This is a genomic window from Flavobacterium crocinum (assembly GCF_003122385.1).
Classification (GTDB): Bacteria; Bacteroidota; Bacteroidia; order Flavobacteriales; family Flavobacteriaceae; genus Flavobacterium; species Flavobacterium crocinum.
Genome location: NZ_CP029255.1, coordinates 5,327,531 through 5,352,563, shown reverse-complemented (window position 1 = coordinate 5,352,563; position 25,033 = coordinate 5,327,531). Strand labels below are relative to the sequence as shown.

The 25,033-nt window shown below is 34.7% G+C and carries 21 protein-coding genes and 3 tRNA genes; 10 read left to right on the top strand and 14 right to left on the bottom strand.

What is annotated here, in order from left to right; translation table 11 throughout:
* Position 1: 1 nt before the first annotated feature.
* Complete coding sequence (locus tag HYN56_RS22630) at positions 2-1,501, bottom strand: MFS transporter (RefSeq protein WP_109194272.1); 1,500 nt, start codon at positions 1,499-1,501, stop codon at positions 2-4.
* Positions 1,502-1,599: 98 nt separating this feature from the next.
* Entirely contained in the window at positions 1,600-2,259 is a 660-nt protein-coding gene (locus HYN56_RS22625; RefSeq protein WP_109194271.1) for a response regulator transcription factor, read from the bottom strand.
* A 641-nt stretch (positions 2,260-2,900) separates the two neighbouring features.
* Between HYN56_RS22625 and HYN56_RS22620 the strand changes: the two genes are divergently transcribed.
* The gene (locus tag HYN56_RS22620) at positions 2,901-3,875 is read left to right on the top strand and encodes an IS110 family RNA-guided transposase (protein WP_240622557.1); all 975 of its coding nucleotides are present in this window, start codon (positions 2,901-2,903) and stop codon (positions 3,873-3,875) included.
* 299 nt (positions 3,876-4,174) lie between these two features.
* Here the strand turns inward: HYN56_RS22620 and HYN56_RS22615 are convergent, their stop codons facing one another.
* The 4 genes from HYN56_RS22615 to nirB form a co-directional block, all read right to left on the bottom strand.
* Entirely contained in the window at positions 4,175-5,983 is a 1,809-nt protein-coding gene (locus HYN56_RS22615; protein ID WP_109194270.1) for a sensor histidine kinase, read from the bottom strand.
* A 5-nt stretch (positions 5,984-5,988) separates the two neighbouring features.
* Positions 5,989-6,573, bottom strand: coding sequence for a DUF4202 domain-containing protein (locus tag HYN56_RS22610; RefSeq protein ID WP_109194269.1), 585 nt, complete (start codon positions 6,571-6,573; stop codon positions 5,989-5,991).
* Between the two features lie 254 nt (positions 6,574-6,827).
* The gene (nirD, locus tag HYN56_RS22605) at positions 6,828-7,205 is read right to left on the bottom strand and encodes a nitrite reductase small subunit NirD (RefSeq protein WP_109194268.1); all 378 of its coding nucleotides are present in this window, start codon (positions 7,203-7,205) and stop codon (positions 6,828-6,830) included.
* Positions 7,206-7,507: 302 nt separating this feature from the next.
* Positions 7,508-10,021, bottom strand: coding sequence for a nitrite reductase large subunit NirB (nirB, locus tag HYN56_RS22600; protein WP_109194267.1), 2,514 nt, complete (start codon positions 10,019-10,021; stop codon positions 7,508-7,510).
* Between the two features lie 268 nt (positions 10,022-10,289).
* On the opposite strand from nirB, the gene HYN56_RS22595 reads away from it, so the two are divergent.
* Positions 10,290-11,069 carry an META domain-containing protein gene (locus tag HYN56_RS22595; RefSeq protein WP_109194266.1) on the top strand — a complete coding sequence of 260 codons (780 nt, stop codon included), beginning with the start codon at positions 10,290-10,292 and terminating at the stop codon, positions 11,067-11,069.
* 156 nt (positions 11,070-11,225) lie between these two features.
* Here HYN56_RS22595 and HYN56_RS22590 read toward each other — a convergent pair whose 3' ends face one another.
* The gene (locus HYN56_RS22590) at positions 11,226-12,512 is read right to left on the bottom strand and encodes a DUF2130 domain-containing protein (protein WP_109194265.1); all 1,287 of its coding nucleotides are present in this window, start codon (positions 12,510-12,512) and stop codon (positions 11,226-11,228) included.
* A 396-nt stretch (positions 12,513-12,908) separates the two neighbouring features.
* Positions 12,909-13,796 carry a LysR family transcriptional regulator gene (locus HYN56_RS22585; RefSeq protein ID WP_109194264.1) on the bottom strand — a complete coding sequence of 296 codons (888 nt, stop codon included), beginning with the start codon at positions 13,794-13,796 and terminating at the stop codon, positions 12,909-12,911.
* A 305-nt stretch (positions 13,797-14,101) separates the two neighbouring features.
* Between HYN56_RS22585 and HYN56_RS22580 the strand changes: the two genes are divergently transcribed.
* Positions 14,102-14,809 (top strand): class I SAM-dependent methyltransferase, encoded by a 708-nt coding sequence (locus HYN56_RS22580; RefSeq protein ID WP_109194263.1) that lies wholly within the window; start codon positions 14,102-14,104, stop codon positions 14,807-14,809.
* 101 nt (positions 14,810-14,910) lie between these two features.
* Here the strand turns inward: HYN56_RS22580 and HYN56_RS22575 are convergent, their stop codons facing one another.
* From HYN56_RS22575 to HYN56_RS22565, 3 genes are all read right to left on the bottom strand, one after another.
* On the bottom strand, positions 14,911-15,189 hold the full coding sequence (locus HYN56_RS22575) for a putative quinol monooxygenase (RefSeq protein ID WP_109194262.1): 279 nt from the start codon (positions 15,187-15,189) through the stop codon (positions 14,911-14,913).
* A 2-nt stretch (positions 15,190-15,191) separates the two neighbouring features.
* Positions 15,192-15,797, bottom strand: a complete 606-nt coding sequence (locus HYN56_RS22570; RefSeq protein ID WP_109194261.1) for an NAD(P)H-dependent oxidoreductase — start codon at positions 15,795-15,797, stop codon at positions 15,192-15,194.
* Between the two features lie 486 nt (positions 15,798-16,283).
* Positions 16,284-17,270: an aldo/keto reductase gene (locus HYN56_RS22565; protein WP_109194260.1), complete on the bottom strand. Its 987-nt coding sequence runs from the start codon at positions 17,268-17,270 to the stop codon at positions 16,284-16,286.
* Between the two features lie 118 nt (positions 17,271-17,388).
* On the opposite strand from HYN56_RS22565, the gene HYN56_RS22560 reads away from it, so the two are divergent.
* Positions 17,389-18,234, top strand: coding sequence for an AraC family transcriptional regulator (locus HYN56_RS22560; protein WP_109194259.1), 846 nt, complete (start codon positions 17,389-17,391; stop codon positions 18,232-18,234).
* A 233-nt stretch (positions 18,235-18,467) separates the two neighbouring features.
* Here HYN56_RS22560 and HYN56_RS22555 read toward each other — a convergent pair whose 3' ends face one another.
* The 3 genes from HYN56_RS22555 to HYN56_RS22545 all read right to left on the bottom strand — a co-directional run bounded on the left by HYN56_RS22555 (position 18,468) and on the right by HYN56_RS22545 (position 21,556).
* The gene (locus HYN56_RS22555) at positions 18,468-19,523 is read right to left on the bottom strand and encodes an SMI1/KNR4 family protein (protein WP_109194258.1); all 1,056 of its coding nucleotides are present in this window, start codon (positions 19,521-19,523) and stop codon (positions 18,468-18,470) included.
* 25 nt (positions 19,524-19,548) lie between these two features.
* A complete protein-coding gene (locus tag HYN56_RS22550) occupies positions 19,549-20,310 on the bottom strand; it encodes a C40 family peptidase (RefSeq protein ID WP_109194257.1) in 762 nt (253 codons plus the stop codon).
* A 67-nt stretch (positions 20,311-20,377) separates the two neighbouring features.
* Positions 20,378-21,556: an acetyl-CoA C-acyltransferase gene (locus HYN56_RS22545; protein ID WP_109194256.1), complete on the bottom strand. Its 1,179-nt coding sequence runs from the start codon at positions 21,554-21,556 to the stop codon at positions 20,378-20,380.
* 237 nt (positions 21,557-21,793) lie between these two features.
* On the opposite strand from HYN56_RS22545, the gene HYN56_RS22540 reads away from it, so the two are divergent.
* From HYN56_RS22540 to HYN56_RS22515, 6 genes are all read left to right on the top strand, one after another.
* Positions 21,794-21,877, top strand: a tRNA-Ser gene (locus HYN56_RS22540).
* A 14-nt stretch (positions 21,878-21,891) separates the two neighbouring features.
* Positions 21,892-21,966, top strand: a tRNA-Pro gene (locus HYN56_RS22535).
* Positions 21,967-21,982: 16 nt separating this feature from the next.
* A tRNA-Arg gene (locus HYN56_RS22530) sits at positions 21,983-22,056 on the top strand.
* A 136-nt stretch (positions 22,057-22,192) separates the two neighbouring features.
* Entirely contained in the window at positions 22,193-22,984 is a 792-nt protein-coding gene (locus tag HYN56_RS22525) for a Fic family protein (RefSeq protein ID WP_109194255.1), read from the top strand.
* A gap of 399 nt (positions 22,985-23,383) precedes the next feature.
* The gene (locus tag HYN56_RS22520; protein ID WP_109194254.1) at positions 23,384-23,971 is read left to right on the top strand and encodes an RNA polymerase sigma-70 factor; all 588 of its coding nucleotides are present in this window, start codon (positions 23,384-23,386) and stop codon (positions 23,969-23,971) included.
* A gap of 89 nt (positions 23,972-24,060) precedes the next feature.
* The gene (locus tag HYN56_RS22515; protein ID WP_146194631.1) at positions 24,061-24,984 is read left to right on the top strand and encodes a FecR family protein; all 924 of its coding nucleotides are present in this window, start codon (positions 24,061-24,063) and stop codon (positions 24,982-24,984) included.
* Positions 24,985-25,033: the final 49 nt, after the last annotated feature.

Sequence of the window (25,033 nt, the reverse complement as noted above, 5' to 3'; positions counted from 1 at the left end):
CTTAATTCATTACGGGAGTAAGTTGTTGTTCTTTAGCTGGTTTTTCTAATGCTACTTTTTTCTCTTTAACCTTTTTGGTAATGGTATAATGCATCCAAACCAAACAGCCAGTTGAGAACAGTAAAATAAAAATCCATGAACTTGACCAGATTCCGGTTGCAGTTAAAAGATACCCGAAAATTATAGGTCCGAAGAAACCGCCTAATCCGCCTATCATTCCAACCATTCCGCCTACAACCCCAACTTCACTTGGGAAGTATTCTGGAATATGTTTGTAAACCGCCGCTTTACCAATTCCCCAAGAAATTCCGATCAGGATTACTAAAACAAGAAAAACCCACATATTAGCATCAAATTTAATAACCGTTACACCTTTGGCGATAAGCTCTTTTTTCGCAACACTTTGATTGTGTGATACGACTACATCCTGCCAGCTTGAAGTGGTTGGAAAAATAGTATTTTCAGATGTATTTGCTGTTTTTTGCGCAATGGGATATTCTTTATCTCCAACTTTTACGGTTTTATCGCTGATTTGGTTTACAACGCCTTTTTTAGCGGCTAATATTCCAGGACCAGAAGTCGTAATTTCCATTTTAGGAATTGATAATAATGCGCTTAAAATTACTGATGAACCCAAAACCCAGTACATTACTTTTCGTGCTCCGAATTTATCTGATAAATAACCGCCAAATGCACGAATAACTCCTGATGGCAAACTAAACATAGTGGCAAACAAACCGCCCATTACTAAACTGGTTTGATACACATTCATGAAGTTTGGTAAAAGCCATTGTGAATACGCCACAAAACAACCAAATACTAAGAAATAATAAGCTCCAAAACGCCAAACTCTTTGAGATTTTAAGGGAACAAGCATTTGTGAAACCGTTTTGGTACTGCTTTCTGGTTTTTTATTTTGAGTGAAAATTAAAAAGGCAATGCCAATTACAACCAAAGAAACAGCATAAATTATAGGAAGTATTTTCCATCCATTTTGAGGGTCATTTGCTGAGAAATGATTTAATAATGAAGGTGCTAAAAAAGTGGTAATTGCGGCACCGGCATTTCCCATTCCGAAAATACCTAAAGCGCGTCCTTGCCATTCTTTTGGATACCAGATTGAAGTATAACCAATTCCGACTGCAAAACTGGTTCCAACCATTCCGAAGAAGAAACTTAGTAAGGCAAACATGAAAAAACTGTCGGCGTAGGGAAGGAGGAAGAGTGGAATTGAACTTAACAATAGTAAAAGGGAAAAAACATATTTTCCACCAAATTTATCTGTAAGGATTCCAATGGGAAGACGCATAATGGAACCTGTTAAAATAGGAATCCCTAAAAGCCATCCAACCTGAACAACGCTCCAATGGAAAATTCCGTTATCAACTAAAAAGGTTACCAGAACCCCGTTTAAGGTCCAGCAGGCAAAACACACTGTAAAAGCCAATGTGTTCAAAAATAAAATTTTGTGTGATTGCGATAATGAGTTTGTCGTTTTCATAGTACTTATATTTTTTATCAAAATTAAGTACTATAACTTAGTTAAAAGATGCTAAAACGCAGTTTTCGAAAAATAATTACGTATTTATACGTATTTTTTTAAATTAAAGAGTATTCAGTTGCTTTGTTTGAAAGCTCCATTAGGTTTTTTACTTTCAGCTTTTTCATTAGGTTGAAACGGTGAACTTCGGCAGTTCGTTTGCTGATGTCAAGCGCTTCGGCGATTTCTTTGTTGCCTTTTCCAGATAATAACAACGTTAAGATTTCTTTTTCTCTTTTGGTAATCATCATTTCGTCGCTTAAGTTTTGCTTCGGTTCTAATGAATTAGACGGATTTGTTAATTGACCAATTAAGATGGAAGAAATATCTCCACTGAAGTATTTTCCGCCAGCAGAAACGGTATGAAGTGCTTTTAAGAATTCTTCTTTAGAAGATCCTTTTAGTAAATATCCGTCGGCGCCGGCTTTTATAGATTTCAATACATATTCTTCTGATTCGTGCATGGAAAGCATAATGATTTTTATATCATTGCTTTCGCTTCTAAGTTTTTCTACTAGTTCGATACCGGTTAAGTTTGGCATACGAATATCGGCTATAAGTAAATTGGGTTTGGTTTCAGCAACAACATCAAGTGCGTCGGCACCATCGATTGCTTCGCCTACAACCTCAATGTTTGCTTCGTTTTCCAGTAAAGATTTGATTCCGTCTCGAACAAAAACATGGTCATCTGCTAATACTACACGAATGATATTACTCATAATTTACTTAATTTAGATTCTCGATTTTTACGTATATTCATCTATAACGAAGACGCTAATATACGTAATTTTTTAGATTTTAAATTCCAACATTAAAAATTCTAATGTTGTAAATTCCAAATTCCAAAGTCTTGGATGGTAAACTTTGACAAAGTTTTTAAGCGTAAAATTTGTCATCTCTCGACGAAGGAGAGATCACACTAGGGATTCGACAAAGATTGGCGATTTAGATTGCGGAGTTTCTCGTGTGATCCTTCGTTCCTCAGGATGACAAGATTGCGGTTAACTTTATCGAAGTTTCTATGCGGAACGTTTATCCAGCGTAAAGTTTGTCATTCTGAGGAACGAAGAATCACACACGGGATTTGACAAAGATTGGCGATTTAGATTGTGGAGTTTCTAGTGTGATCCTTCGTTCCTCCTTTAGATTTGTTTTTTGAAATTTAAGTAGATTTATGATTGAGAAAGGAAGCAAAAGTAAACTATTCGTTCCTCTGAGCTTGAGACTCATATCCTGATTAAGACTTTAGCTTCCCTTTCATCAAAGACTCAGATAGAAATTTGGGCTTGAGACCCGTTATTAAGGAGTTGAGCTTATGATGAATTTCTCAAATCATTTGTTGAATCGTAAAAACAAAGTTATGAAAAACATTATTATCGGAATTGATATCAGCAAAAAGACTTTAGATATCTGCGTAAAAGAAGAGGCTATTAATTATTTTACTATTGAAAATGAAATTAATGACATTACTCGTTTTTTTAAAAGATATGCTAAAGAAAATGTAATTCTGGCAATGGAAAATACAGGCAGATACAACTGGAATATCTTTGAAGCATTGGAAAAATTTAACTTTAAGGTTTATGTTATATCAGCTCTGCATATCAAAAAAAGCATTGGTCTTGTCAGAGGGAAAAATGATAAAATCGATGCACTGCGTATCTGCAGTTTCATTGAGAAAAATTATCAGGAGAACAGAGAATGGAAGCCGAGCTCCTCTTCTATAAAAAAAATAAAAATACTATTGACAGAAAGAGCTTTAAGAATAAAAATCAAAAAACAGCTTATGGTTCAGCAGCATGACTACAAATTAATGAAAGGTATTGGGCTGGATAAAGAGTTAAAAAACTTAAACATCAAACTTATTAAAAGTATTGAGGCACAAATTATGATTATTGAAAATGATATTGAAGCTATAATCCTAAAGAATGAAAATCTAAACCACCAGCAGAAATTGATAAAATCTGTTCCTGGAGTGGGTCAAGTTTTATCTTGGACATTATTATCTAAAACAGAAGGTTTTACAGTTATAACTGATCCAAGAAAAATGGCATGCTACAGCGGAGTTGTGCCTTTTGATTTTCAATCTGGAACATCATTAAAAAAAAGGCCCGGAGTATCAATGCTTGCTGATAAAAACCTAAAGACTGTTTTACACATGGCCGCAATGAGTGCAATTAGACTTGATAATGACTTAAGAAAATATTACATCCGAAAAGTTGATGAAGGAAAAAACAAAATGAGTGTTTTAAACGCTGTGAGAAACAAAATAATTCATCGAGTTTTTGCGGTAATAAAAAATCAAACCTCTTATCAAAAAGATTTGGTTTTATCATAGAAATCAGGATGACAAAAAATGCTGAAAATATCTTGTAATAAATTTAAAGATCTTTTGAAACCGATTGCCCGCGAGAGGGATAGGAGCAATCCGCCGTGGCGGAGCGGATAGCCCGACAGTATTAGGGAAAGTGGGCGTATATAGACAAAGTTAAATTGCCCACTTTTTCTAATACTGGCTCGCCCTGATTAATTAGATAATTAGTTAATGTGGCAATTAGAAAATTAGGGAATGTGTCAATTTGATAATTTTTTACGCTACTTTAAGTAATTATCAAATTATCTAATTGACTAATTTTCTCATTTAAGAATCGGGATGTTGAACGTAATTCTCGTTCCTTCGCCGGGAATGGAGTTGATGAAAACGCGTCCATTGATGTATTGAATTCTTTCTTTCATGAATAAAAGTCCCATTCCGGATTCGCTGTTGCGTTTTTTGTCGACGGAATTGATGTCGAAACCTTTTCCGTTGTCGTCGATGATGATGCTTAAAAGTGTTTCACTGTGGGAAAGCTGGACGATTATATGCGACGATTCGGCGTATTTTATGGCGTTGTTGATGGCTTCTTGCGTAAGGCGATAAATGTTGATCTCGATTAAGGAATCCAGACGTCGGTCGAAATCGGTTTTGTTGTAGAAAAGGATTTCTTTTCCGGTTAGTTTTGAGAGTTCTTGTGTGAGTTTTGCCAATGAAGAAACGATTCCGTGATCGCTTAATTCCGGTGGCATTAGGTTGAAAGTTGCGGTGCGGACACCTTTTATAATGTCTAGCGAAAGTTTCTTTAAATACTCAATTTTTTGTTCTGATTTTTCTCTGTCATCGAGATTGATGCTTTCTAAACTGAATTTTAAACCCGTAAGCATTTGCCCGATTCCGTCGTGAATTTCTTTGGCGATTCGGTTTTGTTCGTTTTCCTGATTTTCTACAATTTTGCTCGAAATAATCTTTTGCTGATTGATTTTTTCTGTTGTGTTTTCGAGGTTTAAACGTTCGACTTCGCGTTGTGCTTTTTTGCGTTCGGTGATGTTAAAACAGACGATTAAAAGTTCTAATTCGTCTTTTTTGATCATGACCGGAACCATTGATAAATCAAGCCAAATGGTTTCGTTTTCTTTGTTTAAAATACTGATTTCACCTTGCCAGCCACTTCGTTGTTTTTCGAAAATTAGTCGGTCGAAATTGGTTTGTTCTTTTTCGTCGACGGTTAAAACTTCGGAGAATTTTTTGTTGGATGAAAACTTGGTGTAATTAAGTAGTTTGGCAAATTTTTCTCCGATGTGAATGATCGAACCGTCGGGCGCAATTCGGCAATAGAGTAAAGTATTTTCCATTGCGTAATTGAGCGATTTTAACTCTTTAACCGAATTTTCTTTGATTTCACTGAGAATTTCAGTGTCGTATGCGAGCTTTAGAGCTTTCTTTTCGGAAGATAAAAGTCTTGTAATTAATCGTTCGATTTTTTTATTTGTAGGTTTGAAAATGAAGAAGAATTCTAAAACCAGAATTAAAAGTGTGAAACCGAAAATCCAGTATTCTATTCGGCGTTGTTCGGTTACTTTTTCGTGCGCTTCGAGATCGTATTGTGTTACGATTTGATTCATTTTAGAAAGGAAAATGCCTTCGTTTTCTAAAATAATGTTTACGAATTTTTGGTTTTCGGCAGTTGTTTTTTTCTGTTTTAAATTCAGTAAAAAGGAATCGGTTGTTTGTGCAATTTTGTTGAAAATCGGATTGATTTCGAGATATAATTTAGAAAGTGTTTCTGATTTTTCTTTTGGAAAAGCTAAGCTGTCACTACCGTTTTCGAGTGCGTTTTGGTTTTTCTTCCAAAGTGCTAAAACTTCATTTAAATGCGAAATTTGTTTGGTAGAAGCGGTATCAGAAACATAATGCAGAATCAGAACTTCTTTGACGATTTTCTGGCTCAGCATTCGTTGTTTTCCCGAAAAATTAATGATTTTAGAATCGCTTAACTGCTGATTCAGATTGTATTGCACTAAAATCTGACTCACAATTATGGTTAAGGCAATAGTAAGAAGCGCAAAAAAATACAGACGGCGTAAATTTTTGAACGTGATTTTGTCTTCTTCCTGATTGCTTTTCTTCATATAAATTATAGTCCTAAAGAAGCTTTTATAAGATTCAGATTTTCTTCAGTATAGTTGATTTTTAAGGCTTCCTGATGTCCTTTGTCCGACATTTTATCCCAGGTTTTTTTGATGATGTTTTTTAGTTTTTCTTCGTCGTGTTTGTGTACGAAAGGTTCTAAATAATATTCAAGGAAAACAAGACAAATTACATCTTCTAATAATTGTGTTTCGTGATCTTTTTTAAGTAATTTTTTCTCTATTAAAAATGAAACGCGATCGATAAAAGTCTGGTCGTAACCTGCTTTTTCTAGTATTTCGGCAGTAGTTTTTGCGTGGAATTTTTTCAATTCTTCTCTCCATTTCAAATAACCAACACGATCCATTGGGTACGATTCGCGAGCGACTTTCCATCGACAGATGTGTTGTGCTTTTGATGCGATTTGGATTTCTTCGGATGCATTGGGTTCAAACTGCATCAGTCTTTCGTACATCCTGTTGGAATACAATAATTCTTTTGGATATTCTTTGTTTTGGTCGGTTTCGATGTTTGGGTCTTGTGCGTTTTCGGCATCAATCCATTCGCTTGCTTTTTGAAAAGGTGTAGTCATTTTTTGGTTTGATAATAGAATTTCAAAGATACGGAATTAAGTTTTTTGCGGATAGTTTTTTTTAACACATAGAAACATAGATTTGTTTGTGGTTAAAGGCGTTTCACTTGCATTAATTCACATAGTAATTACGATAGTTTTGTCATTTCGACGAAGGAGAAATCTTCGCGAGAAGCTCGACAAAGATTGGCTTATTGGAACTGAGCTACTTGCGAAGATTTCTCCTTCGTCGAAATGACAAGATTGAGATTAAATCAGTCTACAAATCCAACAAAAACTTCGTTTTCTACAATCTTAATTGGGTAAGTTGCGATGCTATATTCTTCGCCGTTTAAGTTAGAACCATCAACTAACGAAAAAGTCTTTTTATGCATTGGGCAGGCGATTTTCGGAATATCGTCGGCAGATCCTGTCATTCCTCTTGATAACACCATTTCCATTTTATGCGGACAGGCGTTTTGGCAAGCGTACCATTCATTTCTGCGTGTGAAATTGAAAATGGCAATTTGTTTGTTTTTGTATTTGATGCATCCGCCTCGGTTGGTCGGGAAATCTTCAACTTTACCTGCTTTGAACCAAATTGTAGCATCGCTCGCATGAACCGTTTCGTATTGATTTAAGATTTCTTCCATTTTGATTGTGTTTTGATTTCCTGTTTCTTAGCCCTCTTTTTACAATCATGAGAGTTATGATGGCGCAGTAAAAAAGAGGGTAAGAAGGACAGCAAACGTTTAATGATTTTTTTTTCTTTTTTTTGGAGCTTATTTTTTTTAAACACATAGAAACATAGATTTTTTTATTTTTTGTTTGAGAAATAGAAAATTAAAAGAAACTAGTTTCTAACACATAGCTATGTGTGTTTATTCAAGTGAAACGCCTTTATTAAGTTTTTAAAATCTATGTCTCTATGTGTTTAAAAATTTATGTTTTAAGTTTATGACCAAGCTTTTGGCATTTTTTGATCTCTTAGGGGAACAAAAACGGCATTATCGTCTTTTTCGTCTGAGTTTATAAAGTGATTGAAACGTTTCAATAATCTTGGTTTTTCCAGCACTTGTTTCCATTCGCATTCGAAAGTGTTTACTAAAGTCTGCATTTCGGCTTCAAGCGTTTCGCAGATTCCTAGGCTGTCTTCGATGATTACTTCTTTTAAATATTCTAAGCCCCCGTCTAATTTTTCTAACCAGGTTGAAGTTCGGATTAGCGGGCCAGCGGTACGGATATAATACATTAAAAATCTGTCCATGTATTTTATTACGGTTTCTTTATCAATTTTTTCAGCCAATAAAACCGCGTGTTTTGGATTCGCTCCACCATTCCCTGCGATGTATAAATTCCATCCGCCTTCAACGGCAATTAATCCGAAATCTTTTCCGCGGGCTTCTGCGCATTCGCGAATGCATGCTGAAACTCCTCCTTTTAATTTATGTGGAGAACGGATTCCTTTATATCTATTTTCCAATTCGATGGCAAATCCGGCGCTGTCGTCCATTCCGTAACGGCACCAAGCATTTCCAACACAGCTTTTTACTGCACGAAGCGATTTTCCGTAAGCGTGACCGCTTTCAAAACCATTATCTATTAAGATTTTCCAGATTTTCGGCAAATCACTTAAATGTGCTCCGAATAAATCAACTCTCTGTGCTCCTGTGATTTTAGTGTATAAATCGAATTGTTTGGCTACTTCACCAATTACGATTAATTTTTCGGCAGTAATTTCGCCTCCGGCAACTCTTGGAACTACAGAATACGTTCCGTTTCGTTGAATGTTTGCTAAAAATCTGTCGTTTGTATCTTGTGTGGTTACGTGTTTGTTGGCAGTATCGTTGTAAATACTAGAGAAAATTGAAGCTACAACAGGTTTGCAGATTTCGCAACCGTCACCTTTTCCGTGATGATCCAGAACATCGTAGAAATTCTCGTATTTATTGATTTTTACCAAATCGAATAACTCCTGACGGTTGTAATTGAAATGCTCGCAGATCACTTCTTTTACTTCTTTTCCTAGAGATTTTTGAGTCGCTTTTACCAAATCTGAAACCATTGGTTTACATCCTCCACAGCCTGAAGTTGCTTTGGTTGCTTTAACGACATCTGATAAAGAAGAACAACTTTCGTCTAAAATTTTACAGCAGATCGCACCTTTAGTTACATTTTCGCAAGAACAAATTACGGCTGTGTCTGGTAAATCCATAACGCTTCCTAAAGATGAACCTTCAGAACCGTCGCGAGAACCTAAAATCAAATCTTCCGGATTTTTAGGTAATGTCATCGCGTTGCTGTAAATCTGGAAAAGCGAATTGTAATCGCTGGAATCGCCGACTAAAATTCCGCCCAAAAGCGTTTTAGAATCTTTGGTTACGTTGATTCTTTTATAAATTCCGCTTAATTTATTTTCATAAATAATGGCCGTTACATTTTCATTTTCGATAAAAGGATCGCCAAAACTCGCCACTTCAACGCCAATTAATTTCAATTGTGTCGACATATCGATGGTTTCTCTCATGGTTTTATCACCATTTAAGATTTGCTCGGCCGCAACATCGGCCATTTCGTAACCTGGAGCAACCAATCCGTAAATGTTTTGATTATAAAGTGCTACTTCGCCAATAGCAAAAATAGAAGGATCTGATGTCTGCATTTGATTGTTTACCACGATTCCACCTCTCAAACCAACCTCAAGTCCTGAAACTCGAGCCAGTTCATCGCGAGGTTTAATTCCGGCAGATATAACCAACATGTCTACTTTTAACAATTCGTCGTTTGCAAACATCATTCCCGTTATACTTTCTTTACCGTCAATATATTGCGTAGCTTTGTTAAGATGAATTCCGATGTTTAATTCTTCAATTTTAGCTTGTAGCATATCACTCGCTCCTTGATCCAATTGTCTCGGCATTAAACGTGGCGCAAATTCCACCACATGCGGATTCAATCCTAAATCTCGAACGGCTTTTGCAGCTTCTAATCCTAATAATCCTCCACCTAAAACTGCAGCTTCGGTTGCACCTTTTATTTTTATTTTTTTGGCGTAAGCCATAATCGCGTCAAGATCTTCGATAGTTCTGTATACAAAAACACCTTCTTTTTCAACTCCGTCAATTGGAGGTACAAAAGCAGAAGAGCCTGTAGCTAAAACTAAGTAGTCGTACGTATGGGTTTTCTCTAAATGCGTATGTATTGTTTTTTGATCACGATTAATATCTGTAATTAGTTCCGATGTATTCAGAATAATATTGTTTTCTGCGTACCATTCGGTTGTTGATAATGATAAATCGTCAGCTGTTTTTCCTCCAAAGTATTCGCTTAAATGAACGCGATCGTAAGCGCGCCTTGGTTCTTCTCCAAATACTGTGATTTGATACTTTTCCTGTCCTGATTTTGCAATGAATTTTTCGCAAAATTTATAACCAACCATGCCGTTTCCAACTACTATTACTCTAATCATGATTTCTTTAATTAAGTATTACTACGCAAATATAAGTATTTATACTTATAAAAATACGTAACAAATTTATTTTTTTAAGTAGATATGAATTCTGATTGCTACGTATTTTTCCGTAATCTATTACGTAGTCTAGGTTTTTGGTAAATTTGAAGATTGTCAATTATTTCAAATTTGAAAAGATTCTAAATAACGATTTCAAAAAAATGTCGTAAATTCATAAGAATTTTATAGGTGTTTTAGCAGAAAGCACATTCCAAATACAAATAGTATGAAAAAAATAATACCACTTTTGCTTTTACTGTCTTTGATAGTGGGCTGTAAAACTTCGGCAGGCAAAACTTCAGAGACAAAAGAAACTGCTCAACAAGGAGTAAATCAGGACGATATGAACTTTTATTTTAAAGCAACTGGAAACGAGCCATTTTGGGGAGTCAAAATAGGAAATGATAATATTGTTTTTACTTCACTAATTCCGGGGAAAGAAAGTATCACTTTTCCTGCGGTTGACGCCATCAGAGCTATGGACGCGAATGTAAAAATGTATAAGGTAAGCAACGAAACTGCTTCCGGAATTATTACAATTCAGCAGTTGGATTGTCAGGATTCGATGTCTGGTGCGATTTCGCCTTACAGTGTGAAAGTCGAAATAAAAAATAACTCTGAATTAGAATTTAAAAAACTTAGCGGATGCGGAAAATACATTACCGATTATCGACTTCATGATATCTGGGTTTTGGAAGAATTAAATGGTTACAAAGTTTTTGCAACTGATTTTCAAAAGGAATTTCCGCGAATCGAAATTAATTCGGCAGAAAACAGATTTTCTGGTTATGGTGGTTGTAATCCTTTAAGCGGGCAGATTTTTTATGAAAAGGATGTTCTGCGATTTTCAAAGGTTCTTTCTACTCTTATGGCTTGCCCTTCTGGGAATAAGGAGGGAGAGTTTACTAAAGCGTTGCAAAGCACAACTACGTATTCTATAGGTAATAATCAGTTGATTTTGTCCAATCCTTCTGGGAAATTGGCTGTTTTTAAGAAGGTGGATTAATTATTGTTTGTTCTCGCAGATTTGCTTCGCCTGTTCGCTATCGCTCGGGTTGCAGATTGAGCAGATATTTTTACTGCCACAGATTCTACAGATTAAATGGATTTTCTCTGCTTAATCTGCAAAATCTGCGAGAGCTTTTATTTTTTTAAATCGAAATTATTCAAGCAATTCCTTACTTTCTTCCTCTTCATCATTACCTTCAATAAAATCCAATTCCAAAGCTTTAACGCTTTGAACTGCATTTCCAGCAATACCGCGAATGGAACCGTACATTCCTAAAGTATTGTGAACCACTTTCTCAATTTGCTTTTCGCGTTGTTTCCAGATTCTCTGCATCGCTCTTTTTTCAGAATCTAAATCGCTTTGCATTTGTGTAAAACCTTCTACAATTCCTTCAATCTGCAAACGGAATTCGTTGCTGGTTAAAAAATCATACAACATCGACATTTTATCGCCTTTGTTTTCCTGCGCCTGAACGGCTTGATTGATCTGAATTAAAGACTGACGCAAAACAGCACTCAAACCTTTAAATTCTTCATAGGTACAAATCCAAATTCCGTCGCGCATGCCCATCCTTTCCATTCCGTTTGGCATTACTTCGGTAACCAAAACGCCGATATTGGCTCTTTTGATTCTGATGTCATTTTTGAATTTTTCGATCCAAGATGGCTGAAAAGCTTTGGTTCTTTTGCTTTCGTAATAAATCGAACCACAGTTTTGATGTTCGCGAGTATTTACAATTTGAAGACAATCGGCGCCGTTTGCACCTTTTTTAACTTCATCAATGCTATCAAGCGGGAAGTTGTTGGCCAGCCATTCTTCAATCGCTAATTCCATTACTTCGCCTTGCAATTGCATAGAACCTTGCTCTTGCTTGCGTTTCATTTCTTCGGTTAATTTTTTCTGTTCTTCTAATTGTTTTTGAAGTTCTTTAAATTTTAACTCGTTTTTATCGTCTTCCTGTTTTCTGATTTTTTCGCGTTCCAAAGCCAATTGTGTGTTCAATTGTTTTTCGGCTTCGGCCTGAATAGCATCTTTCATTTCCAGTTTTTCACGCTGTAATTTGGCGATTTCACCTTCCATTTTATTTAATTCCCTGATTTTTTCCGATTTTTCAGAGAGTTCTTTTTCCATTAAAAGCAAACGATCTTTGTTTTCTTCTTCGAGTTTGGTTTTTAGTTTTTCAGAAATTTCCTTTTCGGCAATTTTTCTTTCACGTTCCAAACGCTCCGCAAAAAGTTCGTTTTCTTGTTTCTTTTTGGCTTCAAATTCGGCTTTGGCTTTGTCCAATTGCTCGTTTTTAAGCTCTAATTCTTTATTTTGAATAGTTGCTTTTTGTTGAAATTCTTTACGGATGCTGTCTTCCAATTGATGTTTTAAAACATCATTGACATCGATAGGAGTTCCGCAGTTTGGACACTGAATTGAAGATTGCTCAGCCATTTTTATATTGAATTTTTATTGTAGAATTTGAATTTGCTAAGGTATTTAAAAGTTCTCTTTTTATAATGTGGATTTCTGTACTAAATTGTAACGAATTTTTGTTATGGCCACGAAGGCGCTAAGGCGGAAAGTTTTTTTATAATTTAATTTCGCAAAGACGCTAAGGCGCAAAGTTTTTTTGCCACAGATTAAAGGATTAAAAGGATTTTTTGAATTGCCTCCAGCTTTAGCTGGAGGTACAAAAGTTGAATTGAAAAAGGCTTTAGCCAAATCTGTAGTTGTTTGGCTAAAGCCTTTTAAACTTAATTATTTCCCCATCCAGCTAAAGCTGGACGCAACTTATAAATAAAAACTTTGCGCCTTCGCGTCTTTGCGAGATTAATTTCATCACAAAACTTAGCGTGAACTACTTTTATTCAATAAAAAATCAACAGCAGTTTTTGTAATTTCAGAATCATCCTCTTTAGAAGTTATAATTGAAACATTTGTAAAAAGATTCACTTTCTTCAATTCAATAAAATCAATTTCAGGATCTTGATTATTCTTTGCAATATTCGAAGGAACAATCGAAATTCCTAATCCGTTTTTGACTAGTTGAACTATTGAATTGATATTATTCGCTTCGTGAATAATCTTTGGCGTAAAGCCATAAAATGCGCAAAGTTCGAGTAAAACTTCGTGATAATGTGGTGCATAATCTTTGTTGAAGAAAACGAAAGTTTCATCTTTCAGGTTTAGAATTTCTTTTTCCGATTTTATCTGAATATTCTTTTTATTAAAAACAATTGAAAATCCGTCCTGAAACCATAAATGCGATTTGATTTTTGGAGATTTTACGGGAGAACGAATAATTCCCATTTCGATTTTACCTTGTTCTAAAGCATCGATTTGTTTGGTGGTTGAGATTTCAAAAAGTTTGAAATTTACATAAGGAAATTGTGCTTTAAGATGTTTTATTAAATCTGAAATTACTGCTGAATAAATCGAACTGATATAAGCGATTCTGAATTCACCAGAAACATTTTCGGCTATCTTTTTTGTCTTTGCAGAAATAAGTTCCAAATTCTGGAAAAGAGTTTTAATTTCTTTTTCAAAATATTTTCCTGCTTCTGTGAGTTCGACTTTTTTATTATTTCTAATGAAAAGCTTTGCCTGAAGTTCTTCTTCTAATTCTGCTATTTGTCGGCTTAATGGTGGCTGTGAAATAAAGAGTTTTTCTGAAGCTTTGGTAAAATTCAGTTCTTCGGCTACAGCCAGAAAATATTTTAAATGACGTAATTCCATGATACTTTTAAAGTATTGTTAATTGATAAAAATAGTATTTTTAAAGTATTTATGAAAGAGATAGTTTTGGTTTTAGAAGTTAAGAGTTAAATGTTATGAGTAAAGCGTGAAAGAAATGACACATAACTCTTAACGAATGCCCCCTAACTTTAAAGGAAAAACAATTCTCTCGCAGATTCAGCAGATAGGACAGATTATTAATTAATTTTATTAAAATCATTCTTAATCATAAAAATTCCGATCAATAATAGCAAAAAGATCCCCTAAATCTGCGTGATCTGCGAGAGATAAAAAAACAAAAGACCATGAAAAAATCAACTATTCAAGAAATTAAAGAACGATTTGATAAGGATGTCGAACGATTTTCAAATTTAGAAACAGGGCAAGTGGCTACAATAGATGCGACTATTTCTTTGGAATTAATTACTGAAGCTTCAAAACGTATCGTTCCTAATGCTAAAAAGGTGTTAGATGTTGGCTGTGGAGCGGGAAATTATACTTTGATGATGTTGTCTAAAGTACCAAACTTGAATTGCACTTTGGTCGATTTGAGTTTACCGATGTTAGATCGTGCTTTTGAAAGAGTTTCAGCAGTAACAAATGAAAAAGTCGAAATAAAACAAGGCGATATTCGTGAATTGGATTTAGAAGAAAACAGTTTTGATATTATTTTAGCGGGTGCCGTTTTACATCATTTGCGTGATGATGAAGATTGGGAAACTACTTTTACTAAATTGTTTAAATTGTTGAAACCTGGAGGATGTTTGATGATTTCGGATTTAATCACACAGGACACAGAATTATTGAACGAATATACTTGGCAACGTTATGGAGAATATTTGGAAGGAATTGGAGGGGCGGAGTATCGCCAAAAAGTTTTGGATTATATTGAAAAAGAAGATTCTCCGAGATCGATGAATTATCAATTGGATTTAATGAAAAAAGTTGGTTTTTCAAAAGTCGAAATTTTGCATAAAAATATGTGTTTCGGTGCTTTTGGCGGAATTAAATAATTTTTTTATAGCCACAAATTACGCTAATTTTCACGAATTAATTTTTTCTTAGCGGATAAAAATTAGTGGAAATTTGTGTAATTCGTGGCTAACTAAAAAACTTATAAAATTTGTTCTGTTTTATAGACCTGTATTGGACTTGAAACCAAGGTTTCTGTTTTTTTGATGAAATCTTGCAGATAGGATTGACTATTGTGTAAATCTAATCCTGGCTGATCTTTCCATTCTTCCCAAAGAATAAAAACATTTTCGGAGGTATGTAAATCGTAACGAATGCAGGCCTCTTCTTTTCTAGTTTCGGTAATTAGGTGGGTAAGCATATTTTTAACTTCAATTAAATGCTCTGGTTTACTTTTTAAAATTGCGGTAATCGAAATCATAATTATAAGTTTTTAAAAGTTTGCTCTAAGTGTTTCGTGTAATTCTCTTTAAAGATAGCGATATTTTCTGTCGTAGCGCCTTTCTCAACATCATGAAAATGGAATCCGTCTAGTTTTTCCATTCCTGTGAATTTGTTCATTTTGTGGAAACCAAACATTACGCCTTCATCAACCGACTTTTGATCGAAGAATTCGCCCGGAAGTGTAAAAGCAGTTGCAGGAGCATTCCAGCTTGTGGTCAACATATATTTTCGTCCGTGCAGAAGTCCGCCGGTTCCGTAGTTGATGTCTGGATTTACACGGCTTCTTCCGTCGCTTTTGTAAATTCCTTTGTTGTGACCTGCGGTGAAAACATCGTCGATGTATTTTTTGAAAAGGTTTGGTAATTGAAACCACCAAACTGGTGTGTGGTAAATGATAACATCTGCCCAGACAAATTTTTCTACTTCTTTGTCAAGATCAATATCGTCTTCTACGTGAGTTGTTTTTATTTCGTATTCGTTGTTTTTGGAAAGAAATTCGGTTGTCCAGTCCTGAACTGTTTTGTTGAATTTTCCGCCTGAATGAGCAAATTTCTGTCCGCCGTTAATTATAAATATCTTTTTCATTTTTACTATTGGTTTTATGAGTGTCTTTGTATTGAAATTATAGACGCTTTTTTTTCTTTATTTTTTAATCTCGCAAAGGCGCAGAGGCGCAAAATTTTTATTTACCTAAATTGAGATATAAGTCTTTCTTTTGAAAACGGATGCGTGAGGGATAGGAGCGATATCCTTTTACTTTTTTCTTTAAAAAGTAAAAGATTTAGCGGATAGCCCGGTTCGCCGCGGCGAAACACGCCCAAATTATTTTAATTGTTGAGATTTTTTTAAACACATAGAAGCATAGATTTTTTCTTTCTTGGTAAGGGAATTGAAAGAAACTAGTTTCTAACACATAGTTTACGTAAATTTTGTCATTTCGAGGAACGAGAAATCACACTCGGGATTCGACAAAGATTGGTGATATACATTGTAGAGTTTCTAGTGTGATTTCTCCTTTCAGTCGAAATGACAAATTATGCTTACTATGTTTCTATGTGTTTAAAAAGATAATTAGTCTATTTTAGCAATAGCTTCATTGATGAATGTAAGTTCCGATGCTGATAAATCGAAATCCATTGTTTTGGCGTTTGAAATGGCTTGTTCTGCATTTCTTGCTCCGGCTAATACAATTGCGATTCCTTTTTGTAATGTTGTCCAACGTAATACCAATTGTGCGATAGAAATGTGTTTGTCGTTTGCCAGTGAACTTAATTCTTCGATTAGAGTTTTTACTTTTTGTAAATCAAATTTTCCGAAGTAGCCGTTGCGGTGATCGTTTTCTTTTAATTTGCTGTCGGTGAAATATTTCCCTGTCAATAAACCTCTTTCCATTGGACTGTACGCAATGATTCCGATATTTTCTGCGATGGTAAACGGAAGCAAGTCTTTTTCGATGCTTCTGTTTAACATACTGTAGGCCACCTGATCTGATGCGATCTGAACCGTTTTTTGTGCTTCTTTGATTTGTTCGATATTGTAATTACTTACTCCAAAAGCTTTGATTTTTCCTTGTTGAATTAAGGTTTCAACTGCTTCCATAGTTTCAGAAATTGGCGTTGTGCTGTCTGGCCAGTGAATTTGCAGTAAATCGATATAATCAGTTTTAAGGCGTTTTAAGCTTTCTTCGATTTCTTTAATTACATTTTCTTTGGATGAGTATTTGTAAATAGGCACTTGTTTTCCGTTATCATCAGCATCAAAAAAGAAGTCTCCTTTTCCGTTGTTGCTTCCGTCCCAAACTAAACCGAATTTAGTAAGCAACTGCACTTTTGAACGATCGTAAGGTTTTATAGCTTCTCCGATCATTTCTTCGCTTAAACCAAATCCGTAAAAAGGAGCAGTGTCGATTGTGGTTACGCCGTGGTCGATAGAAGCCTGAACTGACTCGATTGAATCTTTCTTTTCGGTTCCGCCCCACATGGTTCCGCCAATAGCAAAAGCGCCGTATGTTATGGCTGATAATTCTAGTTCTGAATTGCCTAATTTTCTATATTCCATGTTGATATATATTATGTTTTACAAATTTTCTTGACAAAATTATACCATTTAAACGAGTGTAAAATGGTATAATTTTGTCTTTTTTAGGTATATTTGCAACTTCAAATAAAAACGAATTATGAAAAAAGAGAATTTATACGAGCCTTTTACGGTTTCTTTTGAAACTTTAAACGAATATCCCGATGTGGGTGATCGCCATAATTTCTTTGAACTGGTTTATATTTTAGAAGGTACGGGAAGACAATGTATTAATAAGAATATTTTTGAATACGATCCAGGGCATTTGTTTTTATTGACGCCAGAAGATTGTCATAATTTTACCATTGAAACGGAAACAAAGTTTTTCTTTTTGAGGTTTAATGATATTTATTTGAAAAATTCGAGTCTGCAAAACGAGAATGTACAGCGATTGGAATATATTCTTCAAAATGCGAATCATCAGCCGGGTTGTATTCTTAAAAATGATCCTGATAAATGTCTGGTGAAAGTGATGATTGAGGCAATCTGTCGCGAACATCAGGATAAAGATGTTTACAATCAGGAATTGATTCAGCAATTGGTCAATACACTGATTATTATTGTGGCGAGAAATATTGCGAAATATCTTCCGGAGCAGGTTAATATTGGTACAGAGGCAAAGGCAATGGATATTCTGCAGTACATTCAGAACAATATTTATTTTCCTGAAAAAATTAAAGCGGAATCGATTAGTGATTATTTTGGGATTTCGAATACGTATTTAGGGCGTTATTTTAAGAAACATGCGAGTGAAACTATGCAGCAATATATTAGTAATTATAAAACGAAACTGATTGAGCATCGTTTGCAGTTTAGTGATAAACGTATTAATGAAATTGCGTATGAATTTGGTTTTACGGATGAAAGCCACTTTAATAAGTTTTTTAGAAAGCAAAAAGGGTATAGTCCGTCTGAGTTTAGAAAGACGATTCGATTGAGTGCTTAGTTTTTTTTAGCCACTAATTTCCCGAATTTGTACTAATTTTATTTTTGCTACAGATTAAGTGGATTAAAAAGGATTTTTTTTTGCTTATTAATTTTCTGCCGCAGATTTAGCAGATCAAACAGATTAAAAAAAAAAAACAAATCCGCATAATCTGCTAAATCTGCGGGAGAAAAAAATAAAAAATCCGTGTAGATCTGTGTTTCCGCAAAGCAAATCTGTTTTATCCGTGTGCTCTAATTTTCTTTTCCTACAATAAAATCAAAATGCTCGGTTTTGCCCGCTTTTAAACTGTTGATTTCGTTTTGAATTAATTCTTTTAACGAATCAGCGACGATGATTCTTGACCAGGATTCATTTTGAAGTTCTATGATTTGTCCAAACTTTCCTTTTGATGCAGGATCTGTGTCGTAAAGTAAATAATCTCCGTTTCGTCCGGTTGCAAACGGAATCCATTTCGGATTGGCGTAGTTGTTGGTTTTGATTTTTTCGAAATCTACTTCATCTTGTTCCGGTAAATCTTCTTCGTCAAATTGTAGGTCTTGTATGGAAATCCATTCTTCGGCAATGTCCTGAAACGGAATCAATTCGTAACTCCAATTGTTTATCGAGAACTGAAATGCTGAAGTAACGGCATCGTAATCTACGTTTTGAACTTTGTAGAAATTTACGAGAGCAAGAGGAATTGTTATTTCATCTTCAATAACTGAATGATTATTTATATCATCTTCTGAAATTCCTTCTGCAAGATTGTAATAGTCATTATTTTCAGAAACAATTTTATTGATTTCAGAAATCCATTCTTTCCAAAGTGGTTCAAAGAATTTGAATTCGGGATCAACAGGAGCTGAAACTTTTTTCTCTTCTTCCTCGCGTGGAGAAATGCTTAAACTTGTAATTTTACCATCTTCTTTGTCAAACCAAACGCTGATTCCGTTTAGGATAAAAGCGCCGCTTCGGTCTCCTTTAAAAAGTTTTACAAGCTGTTTTTTGTTGTTTTCGTAGTATTGAAATAATTTCTCGCCTTCGAAAATAAATTCTCCGGTAAAAATGCTTTTTGCACAATAATCATATTCTTTAACTTCAAATTCAATCGCAAGACTTTCTACTTGGTCTCCTTTTTTAGAAAAGGCCATTATACCAAGATCGTCCCAGGTATAAATATGATTGTACTTTTTTTTAGTGTATCTGGAATCTCCTAAAACCTCTTGTAAAACTTTTATATCAATTGGGAATTCGATGTTTACATTGTTGATCTGAAAGCCGTTTTTGGATAATTCAAGTTTTGTCATTGCTTCTTTTTATAAGGAATTTTTACTAGATAATTTTCTTGATTACACGAAGTTTATGAGTGTGTTTGTTTAATTCCGGATTGTAAATTCCGGTATGATCTAAACGATCAATACGTACTTTTCCACTTGCGTGAATGATGTAGTTGTTTTCCATAATGATGCCGACATGGGTAATATTTCCTTCATCATTGTCGAAGAAAGCCAAATCACCTGGTTCGCATTCTTCAATAAAACTCAAAGGGTCGCCTTCAAGTGCTTGCTGAGAAGCATCACGATGGATTTTGTAGCCGTTTAGTTTGTAAACCATTTGGGTAAAACCAGAGCAATCAATTCCAAAAGGCGTTTTTCCACCCCATAAATACGGAGCGTTTAAATACATAAAAGCGGTTTTGATTAAGGCGCTTTTGGGTTTTATACCACTGGTTTTGGTTCCTTCAAAATCAAAATTAGAAGTATTGATTTCGCTATTGTTTAAAAAAGATAAGGAAGCTCCAAGTGGAATAGGAAGCAAGAGATTATTTGGTGCTGTGATATAATCAATTAAATCAGCATTTAAGATAATTGACTCTTTGCTCAAAAGATCGAATTGCTCTTTTGTAATTTCCTGATATTGTTTAGAATCGACCCAGCCAACGTAGTCGTCAAACTGAATTTTTATTTTAGCCCATTGATTATGGCGTTCTAAAATTTCGATATGTTCGCCAAATAAAAGCTGTGTTACGATTTCACTTCTGTCACTAGCTTCAGCTCGAACGGGTACTATGGCAAGATTGCAAATTCCAAACATGTAAGGAAATTTATAAGTTGAAAATCAGGAGTTACCTTTATAACTCCTGATTTTTTGAGATATTGTTTTAAGCTCTTTCGATAACAATTGCTGATGCGCCTCCGCCTCCGTTGCAAATTGCAGCAGCTCCGGTTTTTGCATTATTTTGTTCTAAAACATTCAGTAAAGTTACAATGATACGTGCCCCAGAAGCTCCAAGAGGATGTCCTAAAGAAACAGCGCCACCGTTTACGTTTACTTTGTCGTTATCTAAGTTTAAGATTTTTGCATTGGCTAATCCAACAACAGAGAAAGCTTCGTTAAATTCGAAGAAATCAACATCAGAAATTGAGATTCCAGCTTTGTCTAATGCTTTTGGTAATGCTTTTGCCGGACTTGTTGTGAACCATTTTGGTTCCTGTGCAGCATCTGCAAAACCTTTTATGTAAGCTATAGGTTTTAAACCTAAAGCATTTGCTTTTTCTTCAGACATTAAAACCAAAGCCGCAGCTCCGTCATTAATTGTAGAAGCATTTGCTGCAGTTACAGTTCCGTCTTTTGTGAAAACTGGTGCTAAAGATGGAATCTTATCTAATTTCACATTAGTATATTCTTCGTCTTTAGAAAATATAATAGGTTCTCCGCGTCTTTGAGGCACTTCAACAGGAACAACCTCATTATCGAATTTTCCAGCATCCCAGGCTTTTGCACTTCTTTCATAAGATTGGATGGCAAAAGCGTCTTGCTCTTCACGAGTAATTTTGTATTCAGTTGCACACAAATCAGCGCAAACTCCCATTGCGTTGTTGTCGTAAGCATCTGTCAAACCATCTTTCTGCATTCCGTCCAACATTGTTGCCGGGCCAAATTTGTTTCCGGCACGCATTTGTACATAATGTGGAATCAAACTCATGCTTTCCATTCCGCCCGCTACTACAATTTCAGCGTCACCACATGCGATTGCCTGGGCAGCGAACATAACCGCTTTCATTCCGGAAGCACAAACTTTGTTTACTGTTGTCGCAGCAACTTCGTCTGATAATCCTGCAAAACGAGCAGCTTGTCTTGCCGGAGCTTGTCCAACTCCTGCCTGAATTACATTCCCCATGAAAACTTCATCGACTAATTTTGGGTCAAGGTTAATTTTTGAAAGGGCTCCTTTTATAGCAGCAGCGCCTAGTTTTGGTGCAGGTACAGTAGATAACCCGCCCATGAAACTTCCGATAGGTGTTCTAACGGCAGAAACGATAACAACTCTTTTGTTCATTTTCTGTTTAATAATAGTTATAAGCAAATTTACTGTTTATTTAATTATATTCAAATTTTGTGTTGAATAGGAGAGATTTTAAATTTGAGTGAAATTTTTGTTAATTCTATTTGTTTGATTGTGAAGTGGTTTTGAAAAAAGATAAAAAAAAACTAAAAAAACTCGAAAAAAAGCTTGTGAGAAAAGGAATGTTGTTATACATTTGCACTCGCAAAACGGAAGCAATTCCACTAGCAAGGAGAGGTGCCAGAGCGGTAATGGAGCAGATTGCTAATCTGTCGACGGGTAACCGTCGCCAGGGTTCGAGTCCCTGTCTCTCCGCTTAAATTTTGCCTCGGGGTGTAGCGTAGCCCGGTTATCGCGCCTGCTTTGGGAGCAGGAGGCCGCAGGTTCGAATCCTGCCACCCCGACTACAATTGAAATAATGGACGCATAGCTCAGCTGGATAGAGCACCTGCCTTCTAAGCAGGCGGTCGAAGGTTCGAATCCTTCTGCGTTCACGAAAAGCCACTCATTTGAGTGGCTTTTTTGTTTTACGCAATCTATTCGGTTTTATCGATGATTTTTAGGAAGTTGTCTGTTTAATTGATTTTAGAATTGTATTTTTATATTCAACTTTTCTAATACCACGAATCAATGGAATCTCTGATCTTAAAATATAAAAGTTTAGGAATTACTGATGTATTGCATTATGAGAAATTCAATTTGATTTCTATAAGCCACCATTCTACAAAAATTGAAGGATCAACTTTGACAGAATTGGAGACTCAAATTTTATTAGATGACGGTTTAACGCCAAAAGGGAAGCCCCTTAATGATACTTTGATGGTAACAGATCATTTTAAAGCACTTCATTTTATTATTGATATGGCAAAAAGTAAGACTCCTGTTAGTGTTGAGTTAGTTAAGGAAATTAACTCTTATGTTATGAAAAGCACGGGAGGTGTCTATAATACTATTTTAGGAGAAGTTGATGCTAGTAAAGGAATGTTTAGAAAAGGGAATGTTACAGCAGGAGTTTCTTATTTTCCAAATTATGATAAGGTCGAAAGACTTACCAATGACTTGGTTAAATTTATAAGTGATAAAATGAAAGAGAATTTGACAATTGATGAAAAGCTGTATTTGTCATTTGATGCGCATTTTAATCTTGTGAGTATTCATCCGTTTTATGATGGTAATGGAAGAACCTCCAGATTGTTTATGAATTATATTCAGGCATTTTATGATCTTCCTTTAGCAATTGTTAATAGTGAAGATAAACAAGAATATATTCAGGCTTTAATAGATACCAGAAAAGAAGATAATATTCAAATTTTTAGGGATTTTATGAAAGATCAATATGAAAAATATTTGTCAAACGAAATCAAAAAATTTGAAGATGGCTTTTCATCCAAAACGAATAGAGGATTTAGTTTTTTGTTTTGATTAGCTTCTTCTTTATAACGTTAAAATTACTTACTGCTTAGCCTATGACTTCTTAAGGTTATTCTTTGATTGTAAAAAAATCAAAACCATAGTGTACCATTATATTTACTTTTTTAATTTAATTTATCCTACAGGTTGAAATAGTAATCAGCAGAATTAATGTATAAAAAGCATTTCTTTGAATATTAATATTGCCAATCAAAACGTCCTTCTCTTATTTGTACTTTTTCGCCTTTATCATTTATAGCGTCAAACCAAAAAGTTCCTGCAATAATTGATTTTGACATATCCAAATGATAAAAGACTAGATTGATTTTTAATAGATTAATTTAACATAAAGTTAAATTGGTTTCTTAGGTAATTTTTATTCGTTGTTTTTCATTTGCTTTTTTATCTCTCATGGAAAAAGATCTTTTGAAAATGACTGACGACGAACTTCAGAAATTAATTTTTGAAGGGAATGATGCTGCATTTTCAATTATTTTTAACCGTTATTGGAAAAAGCTTTATTCATATGCTTTTAAAATTTATAAAGATGAAGCGATCTGCGAAGATATCGTTCAGGAAATCTTTATAAGTCTTTGGAAAAACGCATCCAACACTGTAATCTTAAACCTTGAAGCTTATCTTCTTAGAGCAGTAAAATATAAGATTGCCAATCAAATCAGAAACCTGAAATTCGACCAGCAGCATATTAAAATATTAGATAGCATTCCAGATCCTGGCTTTACTGTAAACGATTTGGAATATATTGATTTAGAGAAAAATATCAACGATCAGATCAATAAGTTAACTCCTAAATGCAGAGAGGTTTTCCTGCTCAGCCGAATGGATCATTTTACAAATGCCGAAATTGCGGTAAAACTCAATTTGTCAATTCACACTGTTGAGAAACATATCAGCAATGCTCTAAAGCAGCTTCGCTTAAACAACACTTCTTATAATTATCTTCTTTTTTACTGGGCGGCGTTCTTTTATGTTAACTAAAAAACACCGGTTTTAAGAAAACGTTAAGCCTGCATTTTCGACTACTTGTTCGATTCAAAAAATGTGACTTGTCTATAAAAGCACATATTTTGAAAAAAGAAATCTTTTTGCAATTAGCAAAAAAATACGAAGAAGGTACCTGCACACCTGAAGAAAAAATCGCCGTTGAATCATTTTTTGATAAGATGCAGAAGCAATCATTAGACATGGAATTATCTGATGAAAAAGGGGATGTAATTCTAGATAAGATATTTTTAGAATTAAAGGTAAAACCAAAAAAATATACTATTCGAAAAGCGTTGAAAATTGCGGCAATTTTAGTTGTCGGACTTTCGATTGCATTTACTGCAGCTCAATTTATTTTTAAACCTGAAGTAATAACTCAAATTACAGCTAAAGGAGAAAAGAAAGAAATTTTCCTTAAAGACGGAAGTGTTATTGTCTTAAACTCAAACAGCAGCATTACTTATCCGGAAGAATTTGAAACTACAAGAAATATTACACTTGTTGGACAGGCTTATTTTAAAGTTTTCAGAGATGTAAAACGACCTTTTATAGTTCAAACACATGATGTAAAAGTGAGAGTTTTGGGAACTTCATTCGACATTAATTCTTATAACCATCATAATACTAAAGTAAGTGTGATTAGTGGTAAAGTAGAAGTGAGTTCGCCAACCGGAAAAAAAGTGCAGATTACTAAAAATCAACAAGCCGATTTGATAAAGAATTCAGATCTGCAGATTTCTACAGAAAACAGCGAAGATAAAATCGCCTGGATCAGTAATACTATTATGCTTAAAAATACCAAGCTTTCAGAAACCGTTAAAATTATTGAAAACTGGTACAATGTAGATATTACAATTGAAGATCAAGATTTAAACAACCTTACAATTTCCGGAAAGTTTAAAGATGAAAAACTGGAAAATGTATTGGAAAGTATTGCCTATTTAAAACAGCTGAAAATAAATTACACAACTAAAAACCATATCACTATAAGAAAAAAGACACCTTAAAAACAGAAAAAACAAACCCGCTTCCGGTGCAACGGAAACGGGCAATTTT